This window comes from Streptomyces sp. NPDC088554 (assembly GCF_044752945.1).
GTDB lineage: Bacteria > Actinomycetota > Actinomycetes > Streptomycetales > Streptomycetaceae > Streptomyces.
Genome location: NZ_JBIVMF010000052.1, coordinates 1 through 20,174, shown reverse-complemented (window position 1 = coordinate 20,174; position 20,174 = coordinate 1). Strand labels below are relative to the sequence as shown.

Sequence of the window (20,174 nt, the reverse complement as noted above, 5' to 3'; positions counted from 1 at the left end):
GGCCCTGGCCGGAGACGGGTCGGCCGCGCCGGGCCGGTGTGTCCTCGTTCGGGATCAGTGGCACCAACGCCCACGTCATCCTCGAACAGGCACCCCCGGCGCCCGAGACCCCCCTCGCCGACGGCCCGGACCCCGTACCCGTACCGCTGGTCCTCACCGCCGCGACCGAGGACGCGCTGCGGGCCCAGGCCCAGCGGCTGCGGACCCGGCTGGCCGGGAGCCCGCCGGCCACCGCGCTCGGCGCGCTCGGCCACGCGCTGGCCGCCACCCGGAGCGCCCTGCCGCACCGCGCCGCCGTGATCGCCGCCGACCGCGACGCGGCGCTGGCCGGGCTGGCCGCGCTGAGCGCCGGGGACCGGACGCCCACGGCGTTCGGGGCGCTGGCCGCACCGGGACGTACCGCCTTCCTCTTCACCGGCCAGGGCAGCCAGCGCCCCCGCATGGGCCTGGAGCTGTACGCCGCCCAGCCGGTCTTCCGGCAGGCCCTGGACGGCATCGCCGGACACCTCGACGCGCACCTGGCGCACCCTTTGCTGAAGGTGGTCGCGGACGAGCCCGCGCTGCTCGACCGCACCGAGTACGCCCAACCCGCCCTGTTCGCCCTCGAAGTCGCCCTGTTCCGGCTGCTGGAGCACTGGGGGATCGTCCCCGACGAACTGCTCGGGCACTCGGTGGGCGAACTCGCGGCCGCACATGTCGCCGGAGTCCTGTCGCTGCCCGACGCCTGTGCGCTCGTCGCCGCGCGGGGGCGGCTGATGCAGGCGCTCCCCGAGACCGGCGCGATGGCGGTCATCGAGGCCACCGGGGAGGAGATCCTGCCCGCCCTCGCCGGACGCGGGCACGAGGTCGCCCTCGCCGCCGTCAACGGACCGGCGTCCGTGGTGATCTCCGGTGACACCGACGCGGTGCGCGGGATCGCCCGCGACTGGTCGGCACGCGGCCGCCGCACCCGGAACCTGCGGGTCTCCCACGCCTTCCACTCACCCCACATGGACGCGATGCTCGCCGGCTTCGAAGAGGCCGCCCGCTCCGTCACCTACCACCCGCCGGTTCTCTCCGTGATCAGTGGCCTGACGGGAGAACCCGCGACCGGGAGAGAGCTGTGCTCGCCCGGCTACTGGGTACGCCATGTCCGCGACACCGTCCGCTTCCACGACGGGGTACGACGGCTGCGCGCCCTGGGCGTGACCCGCTATGTGGAGCTGGGCCCCGACGCGCTGTCCTCGATGGTCCAGGAGTCCCTGACCGAGGCCGATGCCGAGGCGGAAGAGGCCGGCGAGCCCACGCGGGCCCCGGCGCTGATCGTGTCGGCGCTGCGTCGCGACCACCACGAGCCGACGACCGCCGCCGCCGTACCGGCCCGGCTGCACCTCGCGGGCCACACCCCCGACTGGGACGCGGTGTTCGCCGGGCACCCGGTCGCCGCCCCCGACGCCCTGCCCACCTACGCCTTCCAGCGCCGTCGCTACTGGATCCCCCCCACCGCCGCGGGCGCCACCGCCGCGCCCGGCGCGACGGAGCTGGGCCACCCGGTGCTCACCTCCGCCGTCACCCTGGCGGACAGCGGCCACACCCTGCTGACCGGCCGGATCACGGAGGCCACCCACGCGTGGCTCGGCGACCGCACGGTGGACGGCACGGCACTGGTGCCGGACGCCGTCCTGCTCGACCTCGCGGTCACCGCGGTACGGGAGACCGGAGCCGGACACGTCCTCGCGCTGCGGCCCGCCGCACCGCTCGCGCCGCCCGGCCGGGACGCGCTCGACGTACAGGTCGTGGTCGGGCCGCAGGACGCCGACGGCCACCGCCCGGTCTCCGTGCACACCCGGCCCGAGGGCGGCGCCGCTCCGTGGACCCGGCACGCCGAGGGCGTCCTCGCGCCCGCCCCGCCCCCGGCCGCCGCCGGGGGCGCGCCGGGACCGTGGCCGCCCGCCGACGCCGAGCGGATCGACACCTCGTCCGCCGAGCGGAGCGCCGCCCCGCCCGGGACGGTGTACGGGCCCGCCTTCCCCCCGCCGGGCGCGGTGTGGCGGCGCGGCGGCGAGATCTGGGCCGAACTCGTCCCCCCGGCGGCGGACGGCACCGAGCCCGGCGCCTTCGGGCTGCGCCCGGGGCCGGTGGAGAGCGTGTCGCAGGCCCTGCGGCTCGCCCGGCCGGACGGTACGGAGCCCCGGCTCGCGGCCGAGTACGGCGGGGTCACCGTCTTCGGCCCCGCGACCGGCACACTGCGGGCCCGGATCACCCCCGTGGACGGCGACACCGTCACCGTACGGATCACCGACTCCGAGGAGCGGCCCGTGGCGGCCATCGGCGCGCTCACCCCCCGCGCGCTGCCGGCCCTCCCCGGCGCGGTACGGCCGTACGCCGGCGACGCCCCGTTCGAGCTGGCCTGGCGGGCCGTGGAACCGCCGCCCGGCACCCCGGGCGCGCGCTGGGCGGTGCTCGGCGATCCGGCGCTCGTCCCGGCGGACGCCCTGCCCTGCGCCGCCCGCCATCCCGACCTCGACGCGCTCCTCGCGGCCGACGCCACCGCGCCCGACGTGGTCGTCGTCGGATACGACCCGGACGCCTCGGACCCGGCCGGTCCGGTGGCCGCCGCGCGTCTCGCCGCGCACCGGGCCGTCCGGCTGGCCAGGGCCTGGCTGGCCGAGGACCGGCTCGCCGACACCCGGCTGGTCGTCGTCACCCGGCGGGCCGTCGCGGCCGACGAGGGCCCCTGCGACCCCGGACAGGCGCCCGTCTGGGGCCTGTTCCGCTCCGCCCAGACCGAACACCCCGGCCGCTTCCTGCTGGTCGACCTGGACGACGCCCCGGCCTCGGCCGCCGCCCTGCCCGCCGCGGTGGCCTGCGGCGAACCGCAGCTCGCGGTGCGCGGCGGCCGGCTGCGCGCGCCCCGGCTCATCCGCCCGACCGGTGCGGACGCCGGTACGGGAGCGCGGACCCTCGACCCCGAAGGCACCGTCCTGATCACCGGCGGCACCGGCGCCCTGGGCCGGCTGCTGGCCCGCCATCTCGTCACCCGGCACGGCGTCCGCCATCTGCTGCTGATCAGCCGCGCGGGCGCCGACGCCCCGGACGCCCGGGAGACGCTCGCCGCCCTCACGGCCGACCCGGCGGTACGGGTCACCGTCACCGCCTGCGACGCGGCGGACCGTGACGCCCTGGCCGCCGTACTCGCCGCGATTCCCGCCGCGCATCCGCTGACGGCGGTCGTCCACACCGCGGGCGTCATCCACGACGCGGTGGTCGAGGCCATCGACCCGGACGACCTGGACCGCGTCCTGCGGCCCAAGACCGACGCCGCCTGGAACCTGCACGAGCTGACTGCCGCCGCCGACCTGTCCGCCTTCGTCCTGTTCTCCTCCGTCTCCGGTGTCAACGGAGCCGCGGGACAGGGGAGTTACGCGGCCGGTAACACCTTCCTCGACGCGCTGGCCCAGCTGCGCCTGGTCCGGGGACTGCCCGCCGTGTCGCTCGCCTGGGGCCCCTGGGCTCCCACCGGCGGCATGACCGGCCGGCTCACCGGGACCGACCTGCGGCGGATGCGTGACACCGGGCTGCTGCCCCTCGACGCGGACCACGGCCTGGCCCTCTTCGACGCCGCCCTGCGGCCGGGCCCCGCGCTGCGGCTGCCGCTGGCGCTGAGCCTGCCGGTCGTACGCTCCGCCGCGTCCGAGGGACGGGCGCTCCCGCTCCACCGCGAACTGGCCGGATCGGCCTGGCGCGACCCCGCCGGGACCCGTACGGAGAGTGCCGAGCCCGCCCCCGGGGCGGCCACGCTCGGCCCCCTGCTCACCGGACGGCCCGCCCAGGAGCAGGAGACCCTGCTGCTCGATCAGGTCCGCGCCCATGCCTCCGCGGTGCTCGGACACCGCGACGGCAGACGCGTCGACCCGGCCCGCACCTTCAAGGAGCTGGGGTTCGACTCGCTGATGGGGGTCGAGCTGCGCAACCGGCTGAGCGCGGCGGGCGGGCTGCGCATGCCGGCCGGGCTGCTGTTCAACCAGCCCACCCCGCTGGCGGTCGCCCGGTACCTGCGTACCCGGATCGCCCCACCGGACGTACCGGCGGCCGGATCCCTCATCGAGGAGATCGGCCGTCTGGAGAACCTCATGACGAGCGCGCCCGCCGGCCTCCCCGACCTGGACCGGGTGACGGAGCGGCTGCGCGCCCTGCTCGACCGGTGCGAGGAGCGGTCCCCGGCCGCCGTACCGGCCGGGGGCGACGGCGTACGCGCCGTGCTCCAGGACGCGAGCGTCGACGAGATCTTCTCCTTCATCGACCAGGAATTCGGCTCCGGCCGGCAAGAGCGCGGAGAGTGACGGGACATGGCTGAAGCAGAGAAGCTGGTCGAATACCTCAAGCGTGTCACGGCCGAACTCCACGAGACCCGGGGCCGGTTGCGCCGGGCGGAGGCGCGCGAGCCGATCGCCGTCGTCGGTATCGGCTGCCGGCTGCCGGGCGGCGCGGACTCGCCGCAGCGGCTGTGGGACCTGGTGGCCGAGGGCCGCGACGCCATCGGCGAGGTCCCCGCCGACCGGGGCTGGGACGTCCCTTACCCCGGCGGCTTCCTCCCCGATGTGGCCGGTTTCGACGCGGCGTTCTTCGGGATCTCCCCGCGCGAGGCCGCCGCCATGGACCCCCAGCAGCGGCTGCTGCTGGAGACCGCCTGGGAGGCGTTCGAACGCGCCGGTATCGACCCCCGGTCGCCGTTGGCCAGACGGACCGGTGTGTTCGCCGGGCTGGTCACCCAGGACTACGGGCCCCGGCTCGACGAGGCGTCGGACGATACCGGCGGGCACGTCCTGACCGGGAACACCGCGAGCGTCGCCTCCGGCCGGATCGCCTACACCTTCGACTTCGAGGGTCCGGCGCTGACCGTGGACACCGCCTGCTCGTCCTCGCTGGTCGCCCTGCACCTGGCCGCCGACGCGCTGCGGCGCGGCGAGTGCGACCTCGCGCTGGCGGGCGGGGTGGCCGTGCTGCCCACGCCCGGGATGTTCCTCAGCTTCGAACGGCAGGGCGGACTGGCCTCGGACGGCCGCTGCAAGGCGTTCGGCGCGGGCGCGGACGGGACGGGCTGGTCCGAGGGGGCCGGGCTGCTGCTCGTCGAGCGGCTGTCGGACGCCCGCCGCCACGGCCATCCGGTCCTGGCGGTGGTACGCGGCTCAGCCGTCAACCAGGACGGCGCCTCCAACGGCCTGACCGCCCCCAACGGCCCCGCCCAGGAACGCGTCATCCGGGCCGCGCTCGCCGACGCCGGACTGACGGCCGCCGAGGTGGACCTGGTGGAGGCGCACGGCACGGGCACCCGGCTCGGCGACCCCATCGAGGCCGAGGCGCTGCTCGCGACGTACGGCCAGAACCGCGAACAGCCGCTCTACCTCGGCTCGTTGAAGTCCAACATCGGCCACACACAGGCCGCCGCGGGCGTCGCCGGGGTCATCAAGACGGTCATGGCGATGCGCCACGGCGTCCTGCCCAGGACCCTGCACGCCGCCGAGCCGACCCGTGAGGTGGACTGGTCGGCGGGGTCGGTGGAGCTGCTGACCGAGGACCGGCCGTGGCCGGAGACGGGGCGCCCGCGCCGGGCCGGTGTGTCGTCGTTCGGGATCAGCGGCACCAACGCCCATGTGATCGTCGAAGCACCCCCGGCAGACGTGGAAGCGGAGCGGGACGGCTCCACGGGCGAGGCCCCCACGCCCGCGGCCCCGGCCCCCTTCACCGCACCACCCCTGCTGCCCTGGCCGCTCACCGCCCGCTCCGAGCAGGCGCTGTACGCCCAGGCCCGCGCCCTGCACCGGCACACCACGACCGCCCCCGCCGACGTGTCGGCGGCCGACATCGCCTGGTCGCTGGCGACCACCAGGCCCGCCATGGAACAGCGCGCGGTGACCCTCGCGCCCGACCGCGACGCCCTGCTCGCCCTGCTGGCGCGGGCCGCCGACGGCGAGACCCCGCCGGGGGTCGTCCGGGGTACGGCCGGAGGCGGCCCCGCCCGTACCGTCCTCGTCTTCCCCGGCCAGGGCTCCCAGTGGCCCGGCATGGCCGTGGACCTGCTGGACGCCTCGCCGGTGTTCGCCCGGCGCATGGCCGCGTGCGAGGCGGCCCTCGCGCCGTTCACCGACTGGACCCTCACCGACGTCCTGCGCGCCCCCGACACCGCCGAGCTGCTGACCCGGGTGGACGTGGTCCAGCCCGTGCTGTGGGCGGTGATGGTGTCGCTCGCCGAGCTGTGGGCCTCCTGCGGGGTACGGCCCGACGCCGTCGTCGGCCACTCCCAGGGGGAGATCGCCGCCGCCGTCGTCGCGGGCGGGCTGAGCCTGGCGGACGGCGCCCGGGTCGTGGCGCTGCGCTCGCGCGCGCTGACCGCGCTGTCCGGCCGGGGCGGCATGGTGTCGGTCGCGGCCTCCGCCGACGCCGTACGGGAACGGCTCACCGGTGGCGCGGACCTCGCGGCGGTCAACGGACCCGCCGCCGTCGTCGTCGCGGGTGCCACCGACGCCCTCGACGCGCTGGTGGCGTCCTGCGAACGCGACGGCATCCGCGCCAAACACATCGCCGTCGACTACGCGTCACACTCCACCCAGGTCAGCGCGATCGAGGACGAACTCGCCGGACTCCTGGCCCCGGTCCGTCCGCGCACCGCCCCCGTCGCCTTCTACTCGGCGCTCGCCGCCGGCCGGTTCGACACCGCCGGGCTCGACGCCGGTTACTGGTACCGCAACCTGCGCCACACCGTCCGCTTCGACGAGGCCACCCGGGCCCTGCTCGACGACGGACACACCCTCTTCATCGAGGTCAGCCCGCACCCGGTGCTCGTCCACGCCCTTCAGGACACCCTCGACGCGGCGGCTGATGCCGAGGCGCCCGGCACACCGCCCGCCACTGTCCTCGGCACACTGCGCCGCGGCGCCGGCGGCCGTCCCGAACGGTTCGCCGAGGCGCTCGCCGAGGCGTACGCCCACGGCGCGTCCGTCGACTGGACCGCGCTCCTCGCCGGGACCGGCGCCCGCCGTGTCGAGCTGCCCGCGTACGCCTTCCAGCGCGTCCGCCACTGGCTGGACCGGCCCTCCCCGGCCGCCGTCGACGACCCCGCCTCCGCCGCCCTGTGGGAGGCCGTGGACCGGGGTGACACGGCGTCGGTGGCCGAGCGGATCGGTGTACACCAGGACGACACCCTCGACACGACCGTGCGCGCCCTGGCCTCCTGGCGGGTCCGCGCCCGCGAGAGCGCCGCCGCCGACCGCAACCGCTACCGCGTCGGCTTCGTGCCCGTCCCCGTACCCCAGGGGCCCCCGCTCACGGGCGACTGGGTGCTGCTGGAGCCGGAGGGCGCCGGCCATCCCGGCGACTGGGTGGCCGAGGCCCTGACCGCGCACGGCGCCGCACATGTCGCGCGCGTGTCCGTCGGACCCGCGACCGGGCGCGCGGAACTCGCCGGATCCCTGGGCCGGTACGCGTCGGCCGCCGGGATCGTCTCCCTCCTCGGTACGGACCCGGATCCGCACCCCGCTCACCCCGTGGTGCCCGCCGGGGTCGCCGCCACCCTCACCGCCGTCCAGGCGGTACGGGACGCGGGCGGCGCCGCCCCGCTGTGGTGCCTGACCCGGTCCGCGGTCACCGCCCACGACGGCTTCGACGACCCGGCGGGACCCAGCCCCGAACAGGCCCAGGTGTGGGGGCTCGGCCGGGTGGCCGGCATGGAGTCACCGGCGCTCTGGGGCGGGCTGATCGACCTGCCCCCACTGCTCGACGGCGCCACCGCCGACACGCTCTGCGCCGTACTCGCCGCCCCCGGCGACGAGCAGGAGTGGGCCCTGCGCGAGAGCGGCCCCCGGGTCCGCCGCCTCACCCGTGCCCCGCGCGCCACCGGCCCCGGCTGGACCCCCGGTGGCACGGTCCTGATCACCGGAGGGACGGGCGCGCTGGGCGCCCATGTCGCCCGCCGGCTGGCCCGGGGCGGCGTCCCGCACCTCGTCCTGACCGGCAGGCGCGGACCCGACGCGCCCGGCGCCGCCGAACTCGCCGCCGAGCTGGCGGAGTCGGGCGCCCGGGTGACACTGGCCGCCTGCGACGCGGCGGACCGCGAGGCGATGGCCGCCGCCTTGGCCGCGATCCCCGCCGAACACCCCCTCACCGCCGTCGTCCACACGGCCGGTGTCAGCAGCATGGCCCGCCTCGACAGCCTCACGCCCGCCGATCTCGCCGAGGCCGCCGCCGGGAAGGTGGACGGCGCCCGCCTCCTGGACGAACTCACCGCCGGCCTCGACCTCGACGCCTTCGTGCTGTTCTCCTCCGGCGCCGCCGTCTGGGGCGGCGCCCGCCAGGCCGCCTACGCGGCGGCCAACGCCCACCTCGACGCGCTGGCCGCCCGGCGCCGCGCCCGTGGTGTACCCGCCACCTGTGTGTCCTGGGGCAGCTGGGCCGACGGCGGCATGGTCGACGACCGGACCCAGCGCGTGCTGGACCGGGTCGGGGTACGGGCCATGGCGCCCAGGACCGCGCTCACCGCGCTGTTCGACGCGGTGGGCGGCGGGGAGGACCGGCTCACCGTCACCGACATGGACTGGCGGACGTTCGCCACCGGCTTCTCCCTCGCCCGCCGCCGCCCCCTCCTCGCGGACATCCCCGAAGCGGCACTCCCGGCGGCGCCCGCCGAAACCGCCCCCACGGCCCTCTCCCCGCTCGCCGAGCGGCTGCGCGGGCTCACCGACCGGGAGCGCGACCACCTCCTGCTGGGCCTCGTCCGTACCGCCGCCGCCACCGCCCTCGGCCACGCGGACCCCGACGCGGTCAGCGCCTCGGACGCCTTCCGCGACCTCGGCCTCGACTCGGTCACCGCCGTCGACCTGCGCAACCGGCTCGCCACCAGCACGGGACTGCGGCTGCCGACCACCCTCGCCTTCGACCACCCCACCCCGGCCGCCGTCGCCGCCGAACTGCGCGCCCTGCTGCTCACCGTCACCGGAACATCCGCCGCCCCGTCCGTCGTCCGGCCGGCCGGCGCCCGGTCCGCCGACGATCCCGTGGTCATCGTCGCCATGGCCTGCCGCTACCCCGGCGAGGTCCGTTCGCCCGAGGACCTGTGGCGGCTGGTCGACGAGGGACGCGACGGCATCACCGGCTTCCCCACCGACCGGGGCTGGCGGATGGCCGCCACCGTCCCCACGGCGGAGGGCGGCTTCCTCCACGACCTCGCCGGTTTCGACGCCGCGTTCTTCGGTATCTCCCCGCGCGAGGCGCTGGCGATGGACCCCCAGCAGCGGCTGCTGCTGGAGACGTCCTGGGAAGCCCTGGAACGCGCGGGCATCGACCCGCTGTCCCTGCGCGGCAGCCGTACCGGCGTCTTCGTCGGCGCCGGGAACTTCGACTACGCCACCCTCGCCCTCGCCACCGAGGAGGGCAAGGACTACGCGCTCACCGGTTCGGTGGGCAGTGTGGCCTCCGGCCGGATCGCGTACACCCTCGGCCTGGAGGGGCCCGCGATCACCATCGACACGGCCTGCTCCTCCTCGCTCGTCGGACTCCACACCGCCGTCCGCGCCCTGCGCGACGGCGAGTGCGGCCTCGCGCTGGTGGGCGGTGCCGCCGTCATGGCGACCACCACCGCGTACGAGTCCTTCGCCCGCCAGGGCGGCCTCGCCGCCGACGGACGGTGCAAGGCGTTCGCGGCCTCCGCCGACGGCACCGGCTGGGGCGAGGGCGTGGGCATGCTGGTGGTGGAGCGGCTGTCGGACGCCCGCCGCCACGGCCATCCGGTCCTGGCGGTGGTACGCGGCTCAGCCGTCAACCAGGACGGTGCCTCCAACGGCCTGACCGCCCCCAACGGCCCCTCCCAGCAACGGGTCATCCGGGACGCGCTGGCGAGCGCCGGCCTGGCCCCGGCCGAGGTCGACGCGGTCGAGGCGCATGGCACGGGCACCCGGCTCGGCGACCCCATCGAGGCACAGGCGCTGCTCGCGACGTACGGCCAGGACCGCGAACAGCCATTGTACGTCGGGGCGTTGAAGTCGAACATCGGTCATACGCAAGCCGCGTCCGGGGTGGCCGGTGTGATCAAGACGGTGCTCGCCCTCCAGCGGGGCGTGCTGCCGCGCACCCTGCACGCGGCCGAGCCGACACCCGAAGTCGACTGGTCGGCGGGGTCGTTGGAGCTGCTGACCGAGGCGCGGGAGTGGCCCGACGCCGGACGCCCGCGCCGGGCCGGTGTGTCCGCGTTCGGCATCAGTGGCACCAACGCCCACATCATCCTCGAACAGGCCCCGCGGGACGAGCCGTTGTCCGAGACGCGGCGCCCGCTGCCCGCCGTACCGCTGCTGCTGTCCGCCCGGGGCCCGGCGGCCCTGCGCGCCCAGGCGGCGCGGCTGCGGGACTTCCTCGACGGAGCGGCGGACGCCCCTTCCCCGTACGACACCGGCCTCGCCCTGGCCGTCCACCGCGCGGCCCTCGACGACCGCGCCGCCGTGGTCACCACCGACCCGCGAAGCCTGCGCGCCGCCCTCGACGCGCTGGCCGAGGACCGCCCGTACCCCGGACTCGTCACGGGCCGGGCGGCGGACACCGGTCTGGCGATGGTGTTCTCGGGCCAGGGCGCCCAGCGGGTCGGCATGGGGAGCGGACTGTACGCGGCGTACCCGGTGTTCGCGGCCGCCTTCGACGAGGTGTGCGCGGCCTTCGACGGGCTGCTGCCGCTGCCCCTGAGGCGGACGGTCTTCGACGGCCCGGCGGACCGGCTGGACTCCACCGGACTGGCGCAGCCCGCGCTGTTCGCCGTGGAAGTGGCGCTGTACCGGCTGCTGGAGTCGTGGGGAGTACGTCCCGACGCCCTGCTGGGCCATTCGCTGGGCGAACTCGTCGCCGCGCATGTGGCGGGCGTGTGGTCGCTCGCCGACGCCGTCCGGGTGGTCGCGGCCCGGGGACGGCTGATGCAGGCCCTGCCGCCGGGCGGCGCCATGTGGGCCGTCGAGGCGTCGGAGGACGAGACCGAGGGCCTGCCCGGCGTATCGGTCGCGGCGGTCAACGGCCCCTCCGCGCTGGTGCTTTCGGGCCCGGAGGAGGCCGTGCGGGAGGCGGCGGACCGGTTCGCCGCCGAGGGGCGCCGGGTGAAACGGCTGGCCGTCAGCCACGCGTTCCACTCCGCCCTGATGGAGCCGGTGCTCGCCGGGTTCGCCGCGGTCCTGGAGCGGGTGGAGTTCGCGGCGCCCACCATCCCCCTCGTGTCGAACGTGACCGGCGCGATCGCGGGCGAGGAACTGCGCACCCCGGAGTACTGGGTCCGGCACGTCCGCGCCACCGTCCGCTTCGCCCGCAGTGTTCACACCCTGCGCGCCCAGGGCATCGGCACGGTCCTGGAACTGGGCCCCGAGGGGTCGCTGGTGTCGATGGTGGAGGCGACCGAACCCGAGCTGGTGGGCGTGCCCGTACTGCGCCGCGACCGGGACGAGGCGGGCGCGGCGCTGTCCGCCCTCGCCCAGGCACATGTCCGTGGCGCCACGGTGGACTGGGCGGCGGTGTTCGCCGGGACCGGCGCCCGCCGCGCCGAACTGCCGACGTACGCCTTCCAGCACCGCCGCTACTGGCCCGCGACCACGGGCGCCCCCGCCGCCGAGGCGCTGGCCGCCGCCGGGCTCGGGGCGGCCGGCCACCCGCTGCTGCACACCTGGCTCGTCCCGGCCTCGGGCGGCGAGGTGATCGCCACCGGCAGGCTGGCGACGGCCACCCACCCCTGGCTGGCGGACCACACCGTGCTCGGCACCGTCCTGCTGCCCGGCACCGCCTATGTGGACCTGGCCTGCTGGGCCGGACAGCGGCTCGGCTGCCCGGAACTGTCCGAACTGACCCTGTACACCCCGCTGGCGCTCTCCGGCGACGCGGCGGCCGACCTCCAGCTCGTCATCGGCGCCCCCGACGAGGCCGGGCGGCGGACGCTCGCCGTCTACTCCCGGCCGGTGGACACCGCCGCCGGACCCGTGGACGACGACACCCCCTGGACCCGGCACGCCGAAGGAGCGCTCGCCCCGGCGCCGGACCGGGCGGAGGCGGCCCCTTCCCTGCCGTGGCCCCCGGCCGCCGGCACCCCGGTCCCGCTCGACGGCTTCTACCCCGGACTGATCGACGCGGGCTTCGACTACGGGCCCGCCTTCCGGGGGCTGCGGTCGGTGCTGTGCTCCGAGGAGACGCCCGACACGCTCTTCGCCGAGGTGGAACTCCCCGAGGAGGACCGGGCGTCGGCCGGCGCGTTCACCGTGCACCCCGCCCTGCTGGACTCCGCCCTGCACGCGATCGGCGTGGACCTGCCGCCCGGCACCCCCGCCCGGCTGCCCTTCACCTGGACCGGTGTACGGGTCCACGCGACCGGCGCGGACACCCTGCGCGTCCGGCTGACCCGGGGCCGGGACGGGACCGTCGCGCTGACGGCGGTGGACATCGCCGGGGCCCCCGTGGTCACCGTCGAGGGGCTGGTCCTCCGCGAGGTGACGGCCGACCGGCTGCCGGGCGCCACCGCCCCGGACCGCGACGCGCTCTTCCGGATCGGCTGGACCGCCCTGCCCGCCACCGGGGACACGCCCCCCGTAGCGGAGGCTCTCCTCCCGGTCGGCGCCGGGGGCCACCCCGACCTCGCCCGGCTGACGGGCGCCCCCGACGCCGTGGTGGCCTCCTGCCCGCCCGGCGACCTCGCGGGCGTCACCGCCTTCGTACTGCGGCTGCTCCAGGAGTGGCTGGCCGACGAGCGGTTCGCCGACACCCCCCTCGTGATCGTCACCCGGCGGGGAGCGGTGGTGCCGGAACCGGGTCTGCTGACCGAGTTCCAGCGCCCCGACGACGGTACGGAACAGCGCCTCGCCCACGCCGCCGCGGCCGGACTGGTCCGTGCCGCCCAGGCCGAACACCCCGGCCGCTTCGTCCTCCTGGACCTCGCGGACGGCGAACTCCCCTGCCTGGCACAGGTGCTGGCGTACGCCGAACCCGATCTCGCCGTACGCTCCGGGTGCTTCCACGGCAGGCGCCTGGTCCGCGCGACCGGCGCCGCGCCGCTGGAGGTGCCGGACGGACCGTGGCGCCTGGACGCCCCACGGCGCGGCTCGATCGGCGACCTGGCGCTGGTGCACCACCCTTTGGCCGAACGGAAGTTGGCGCCCGGCGAGGTACGGATCGCCGTCCGCGCCGCCGGGGTGAACTTCCGGGACACCCTGATCGCCCTCGACATGTACCCCGGGCAGGCCGAACCGGGCATCGAGGGAGCCGGAACCGTCCTGGAGACCGGCCAGGACGTCACCCGCTTCGCCCCCGGCGACCGTGTGATGGGCCTCCTCGACAGCGCCTTCTCGCCCACCGCGGTCACCGACCACCGGCTGCTGGCGCCCGTACCGGACGGCTGGACCTTCGCACGGGCCGCCGCCGCGCCCGTCGCGTACCTCACCGCCTGGTACGGACTGCGGGACCTCGGCGGGGTACGGCCGGGCCAACGCGTCCTGGTCCACGCCGGGGCGGGCGGGGTCGGCAGCGCCGCCGTCCGGCTCGCCCGCCGGCTGGGCGCCGAGGTCTTCGCCACCGCGAGCACCGCCAAACAGCCCGCGCTGCGCGCGGCCGGACTGGACGACGCGCATATCGCGAACTCCCGCGACACCGGATTCCGCGACCGCTTCCTGGCGTACACCGAAGGCCGGGGCATGGACGTGGTCCTCAACTCGCTCGCCGGCGAGTTCACCGACGCCTCCCTCGAACTGCTCCCGCACGGCGGCCACTTCATCGAGATCGGCAAGACGGACCCGCGCGACCCCGACCGGATCGCCACCGACCACCCCGGCATCCACTACCGCGCCTTCGACCTCGGCGACGCGGGCCCCGACCGCGTCCGGGACATGCTCGGCGAACTGGCCGGCCCGTTCACGGACGGGACCCTCGCCCCGCCGCCCGTCACCACCTGGGACATCCGCCACGCCCCCGAGGCGTTCCGCGCCGTCGCCCAGGCCCGGCTCGTCGGCAAGGCGGTCCTCACCCTCGCCCCGCCGCCCGGCCCCGGCGGCACGGTCCTCGTCACCGGCGGCACCGGCACCCTGGGCGCCCTGGTGGCCCGGCACCTGGCCACCCGGCACGGCGTACGCCGCCTCGTCCTCACCTCCCGCTCCGGCGAGGAAGCCCCCGGCGCCGCCGAACTGCTGGCCGACCTCGCCGCGGCGGGCGCCGAGACCCACCTCGCCGCCTGCGACCTCGGCGACCGGACGGCCGTCGGCGCCCTGCTGGACCGGCTCGCCGCCGACGGACACCGGCTCACCGGCGTCGTCCACTGCGCCGGTACGGTCGACGACGGCGTCCTCACCTCCCTCACCCCCGACCGCCTCGGCCCCGTCCTGCACGCCAAGGCCCACGGCGCCCACCACCTGCACACACTCACCCGCGACCACGACCTGAGCCACTTCGTGCTCTTCTCCTCGGCCTCCGCCACCTTCGGCGCCGCCGGACAGGCCAACTACTGCGCCGCCAACGCCTACCTCGACGCCCTCGCCGAACACCGCGCCGCCGACGGACTGCCCGCCGTCTCCATCGCCTGGGGACTCTGGGCGGAGACCAGCGGCATGACCGCAGCCCTCGGCGACCGTGACCGGGAACGGCTGCGCCGCACCGGCACCGCCGCCCTCCCCACCGCCCGCGCCCTCGCCCTGTTCGACACCGCGCTCACCACCGGCGCGCCCACCGTGACGGCCGCCCCGCTCGACCTGCCCGCCCTGCGCGCCCGCCACCGGGACCAGCCCGTCCCCGTACTCCTGCGGGAACTCCTCGGGGCGCCGCCCCGCCGCGCGGCGGCCGCAGTACGGCCCGACTCGCCGCCCGGCGCCGACTTCGCCGCCCGGCTCGCCGCGCTGCCCGAGGAGGAACGCCACGCCCAGGTCCTCGCCCTCGTCCTGGACCGCACCGCCCAGGTCCTCGGCCACGCCGACGCCGCCGACATCGACCCCGACCAGGCGTTCAAGGACCAGGGCTTCGACTCCCTCACCGCCGTGGAGCTGCGCAACCAGCTCCGGGCGGCGACCGGACTCGCCGCCCCGGTGACCCTGATCTTCGACCACCCCTCGCCGGTGGCGCTCGCCGACCACCTGCTCCAGCAGGCCGTACCCGCCGGGCCCGGCCCCGAGGAGCTGCTGCGGCGGGATCTCGACCGGCTGGAGACCGCGGCGGAAACGCTGCTCCCCGACGACCCGTCCCACGCCGAAGTGGCCGACCGGCTGCGCAGAATCCTGCACCGGCTCGACGCCGCCACCCCCGCCGCGGCCGGACACGCCGTCGCCGATACCGACGACACGCTCAGCGCCGCCAGCGCCGACGAGGTCCTCGCCTTCATCGACAGCCAGTTCGGCGACCTGACCTGACCCCCGTACCGTACGGCCGAAATCGGAGCACCCGTGGCGAACGACGACAAGGTTGTTGACTACCTCAAGCGGGTCACCGCCGACCTCCAGCGCACCCGCACCCGCCTGCGCGAACTGGAGGAGGGGCGCCGCGAGCCCGTGGCGATCGTGGCGATGGCCTGCCGCTTCCCCGGCGGGGTCGACGCCCCCGAGGACCTGTGGGACCTGGTCCACGAGGGCCGGGACGCCATCGGCGGATTCCCCGGCGACCGGGGCTGGCACACCGACGCGCTGGCCGCCGCGGGAGTCCGTCTCGAAGGCGGGTTCCTGCCCGACGCGGCCGGGTTCGACGCCGAGTTCTTCGGTATCTCCCCGCGCGAGGCGCTGGCGATGGACCCCCAGCAGCGGCTGCTGCTGGAGACCTCCTGGGAGGCGATCGAGCGTTCCGGCCTCGACCCGGCCGCCCTCAGGGGCACCGACGGCGGCGTCTTCGTCGGCATGGCCGACCAGGGGTACCGGCCACGGGACGCACAGGCGCTGCGCGAGGTCGAGGGCCATGTCCTCACCGGCACCACCAGCAGCGTCGCCTCCGGCCGGCTCTCCTACTTCTACGGCCTCGAAGGCCCGGCGCTCACCGTCGACACGGCGTGCTCGTCCTCCCTGGTCGCCCTGCACCTCGCCACCCGCGCGCTGCGCGCCGGGGAGTGCTCACTCGCGCTGGTCGGCGGCGCGGCCGTGATGGCCGACCCCGGACTGTACGAGGAGTTCCTGCTCCAGGGCGGCCTGGCGGGCGACGGCCGCTGCAAGTCCTTCGCCGACGACGCGGACGGCACCGGCTGGGGCGAGGGCGTCGCCGTCCTCGTCCTGCGCCGGCTGTCCGACGCGGTCCGCGACGGGCAGCCCGTACTGGCCGTGGTACGCGGTACCGCCGTCAACCAGGACGGCGCCTCCAACGGCCTGACCGCCCCCAACGGCCCCGCCCAGCAGCGCGTCATCCGCGCCGCCCTCGACGACGCCGGACTCAGCCCCGCCCAGATCGACACCGTCGAGGCCCACGGCACGGGCACCCGGCTGGGCGACCCCGTCGAAGCACAGGCCCTCCTCGCGACGTACGGCCAGGACCGGCCCGAGGGCCGGCCCCTGTGGCTGGGCTCTTTGAAGTCCAACATCGGCCACACCCAGGCCGTGGCGGGTGCGGGCGGTGTCATCAAGACGGTGATGGCGCTGCGCCACGGGGTGCTGCCACGCACCCTGCACGTCTCCGCGCCGACCTCCGAGGTGGACTGGACCTCCGGCGCGGTGGAGCTGCTCACCGAGGAACGCGCGTGGCCGGAGACGGGCCGTCCGCGCCGGGCGGGTGTGTCGTCGTTCGGGATCAGCGGGACCAACGCGCACGTGATCCTGGAACAGGCGCCCGCCGACACGGCTCCCGAAGCGCTCCCCGATGCCCCGGCCACGCCCGGAACCCCGGCCGCGGCCCCGGTGGCCCTGCTCCTCTCCGCCCGTGACCCTGAGGCGCTGCGCGCCGGGGCCCAGCGGCTGCGGGAGCTGGCGGGGACCCCGGACGCCCCCGAGCCGGTACGGATCGCACGGGCCCTCGCCGGCGCGCGGCCCCGGTTCGCGCACCGGGCCGTCGTCGTGGGCACCGGACGCGAGGAACTGCGCGCCGGCCTCGACGCCCTCGCCCACGGCCGCCCCGACGCCCGCGTGGTGCGCGCCGCCGCGGCCCCCGCCGGACCGCTCGCCTTCCTCTTCACGGGCCAGGGCGCCCAGCGGGCCGGTATGGGCCGCGAACTGTACGCCGCCCACCCGGTGTTCGCCGATGCCTTCGACGCCGTACGCACCCGGCTGGACCCGCACCTGGACATCCCACTCGACGAGGCACTCGCCTCCGCCGAGCTGATCGGCAGGACCGCGTACACCCAGACGGCCCTGTTCGCCTTCGAGGTCGCCCTCTACCGGCTCCTCGAACACTGGGGCCTGACCCCCGACTATCTGCTCGGCCACTCCATCGGCGAACTCGCCGCCGCGCACATCGCCGGAGTGCTCTCCCTCGACGACGCGTGCACCCTGGTCGCCGCCCGCGCCACCCTCATGCAGGCGCTCCCCGAGGGCGGCGCCATGCTCGCCGTCGAGACCGCCGAGGACGAGGTGCCCGCCCTCCTCGACGCAGCCGGGACCACCGGCCTCCTCACGGTCGCCGCCGTCAACGGCCCCCGCGCCACCGTGCTCTCGGGACCGGCCGGAGCGGTCGACACCACGGCCGCCCTCTGTGCGGAACGCGGTCCGCGCACCCGGCGCCTCCAGGTCAGCCACGCCTTCCACTCCCCGCTGATGGAACCGATGCTGGACCGCTTCCGCGAGGTCGCCGGGTCCCTGACCTTCCACCCGCCGCGCATCCCCGTCGTCTCCAACGTCACCGGCGCCCTCGCCACCGAGGAGCAGCTCCGCTCGCCCGACTACTGGGTACGCCATGTCCGCGAGGCCGTACGGTTCCACGACGGCGTACGCCTGCTCGGTGAACTGGGCGTCGCCGCCTGCCTGGAGCTCGGCCCCGGCGGCGTCCTCAGCGTGATGGCCCGCGACTGCCTGCCGGACGGCGCGGCCGCCCCCGTCCTTGTCGCCTCGCTGCCGCGCGGCCACCACGAACCGACCGCCCTGCTGACCGCCCTCGGTGAACTCCATGTCCGCGCGGTCGCCGTCGACTGGACCGCCGTCCTCGGCGCCGCCGACGGCCCCCGGGTGGAGCTGCCCACGTATCCGTTCCAACGGGACCGCTTCTGGCTGCCCGCCACGGCCGGCGCCGGCACCCCGCTGCTCCCCGCCCCGGCGTCCGCCGCCGCGATACGCTCCGCGCGGACCGACAGGCCCGGGGGGCCGGTGCTCGACCTGGAGCTGGTACGGAGCGTCGCCGCCGCCGTCCTCGGTCACTCCTCCCCGGACGCCGTCCCACCGGACCGTTCCTTCAAGGACCTCGGCTTCGACTCGCTGTCCGCCGTCCGCTTCCGCGACCTGCTCGCCGAGGAGAGCGGGCTGGCCCTGCCCGCCACCCTGGTCTTCGACCATCCGACCCCCGAGGCGATCGTCACCCACCTGACGGGAGAGGGCGCCGACGCGCCCGTCGCCGCCCGCTTCCGCGCCACGGACGAAGCGCTGGCCGTGGTCGGCATGGCCTGCCGCTACCCGGGCGGTGTCACCAGCCCCGAGGAGCTCTGGCAGCTGGTCGCCTCGACGGGCGACGGTGTGACCGCGTTCCCCCGCGACCGCGGCTGGGATCTGGCAGCGCTGCGCCGGATCGACGGCCGTACGCCCACCACCGGCGGGTTCCTGTACGACGCGGCCGGGTTCGACGCCGAGTTCTTCGGTATCTCCCCGCGCGAGGCGCTGGCGATGGATCCGCAGCAGCGGCTGCTGCTGGAGACCTCCTGGGAGGCGATCGAGCGCACCGGCATCGACCCGGCCGCGCTGCGCGGCAGCCGTACCGGCGTCTTCGCGGGCATCGCGGGCTCCGACTACGCCGAGGTGCTCGCCGCCACCCCCGAGACCGAGGGCCACGTCATGACCGGCACCGCCGGCAGTGTGGTCTCCGGCCGGGTGTCGTACGTACTCGGCCTGGAAGGTCCCGCTGTCACGGTGGACACGGCCTGCTCGTCCTCCCTGGTCGCGTTGCATCTGGCGGGCCAGGCGCTGCGGTCGGGGGAGTGCGACCTCGCGCTCGCGGGCGGTGTCACCATCATGAACACCCTCGGTGGTTTCCTGGAGTTCGCCCGGCAGGGCGGCCTCGCGGCGGACGGCCGCTGCAAGGCGTTCGCCGACTCCGCCGACGGCACGGGCTGGGCCGAGGGTGTGGGGGTGCTGGTGGTGGAGCGATTGTCGGACGCGCGCCGCAACGGTCATCGGGTGCTGGCGGTGGTACGTGGCTCCGCCGTCAACCAGGACGGCGCGTCGAACGGTCTGACCGCGCCCAACGGGCCTTCGCAGCAGCGGGTGATCCGGGAGGCGTTGGCGAGTGCGGGTCTGGTTCCGGCCGAGGTCGACGCGGTGGAGGCGCACGGTACGGGTACCCGGCTCGGTGACCCGATCGAGGCGGGTGCCCTGCTCGCCACGTACGGGCAGGGCCGTGCCGAGGACCGGCCCCTGTGGCTCGGCTCGCTCAAGTCCAACATCGGCCACAGCATGGCGGCGGCCGGTGTCGGCGGCGTCATCAAAACGGTCATGGCGCTCCAGCGGGGCGTCCTGCCGCGCACCCTGCACGTGGACGAGCCGACCCGGCAGGTGGACTGGTCCGCCGGTGCGGTACGGCTCCTGACGGAGCATCAGCAGTGGCCGGAGACCGGACGGCCCCGCCGGGCCGGTGTGTCGTCGTTCGGAATGAGCGGGACCAACGCCCACATCATCCTCGAACACGATCCGGAGACCCCGGTCGGCACCCCGGCTGGCGCGGAAGCGGACGACGCGCCCGCCGTACGCCCCTGGCTCCTCTCCGCCCGTACCGCAGAGGCCCTGCGCGCCCAGGCGGCCCGTCTCGCCGACCATCTCGGCCGGGCCGACGTGTCCGCGTCGGCCGTCGGCGCGGCGCTGCTCGGCAGCCGCTCGCTCTTCGAGCACCGCGCGGTCGTCATCGGCCGTGACCGCGCCGAGCTGCTGACCGGCGTACGCGCTCTCGCGGACGGCACCGCCGGCGCCCCCGAGGTGGTCACGGGCGCCGCCGGACCGGTCGGCCGGGGCCCGGTGTTCGTGTTTCCGGGTCAGGGGTCGCAGTGGGTGGGGATGGCGGTGGAGTTGTTGGGTTCCTCGCCGGTGTTCGCGGCGTGGATGGGTGCG

3 protein-coding genes are annotated in these 20,174 nt (G+C 76.2%); all 3 read left to right on the top strand.

The genetic code is table 11. From position 1 onward, the window contains the following. Nucleotides 1–4,322 (top strand): SDR family NAD(P)-dependent oxidoreductase (locus tag ACIP8W_RS31010; RefSeq protein ID WP_402205694.1); only part of this gene is annotated, 4,322 nt, incomplete at its 5' end. A 24-nt stretch (nt 4,323–4,346) separates the two neighbouring features. Beyond that, the gene (locus ACIP8W_RS31005) at nt 4,347–15,371 is read left to right on the top strand and encodes a type I polyketide synthase (RefSeq protein ID WP_402205696.1); all 11,025 of its coding nucleotides are present in this window, start codon (nt 4,347–4,349) and stop codon (nt 15,369–15,371) included. A 33-nt stretch (nt 15,372–15,404) separates the two neighbouring features. After that, the coding region (locus tag ACIP8W_RS31000) for a beta-ketoacyl synthase N-terminal-like domain-containing protein (protein ID WP_401958665.1) at nt 15,405–20,174 on the top strand (4,770 nt) is incomplete at its 3' end.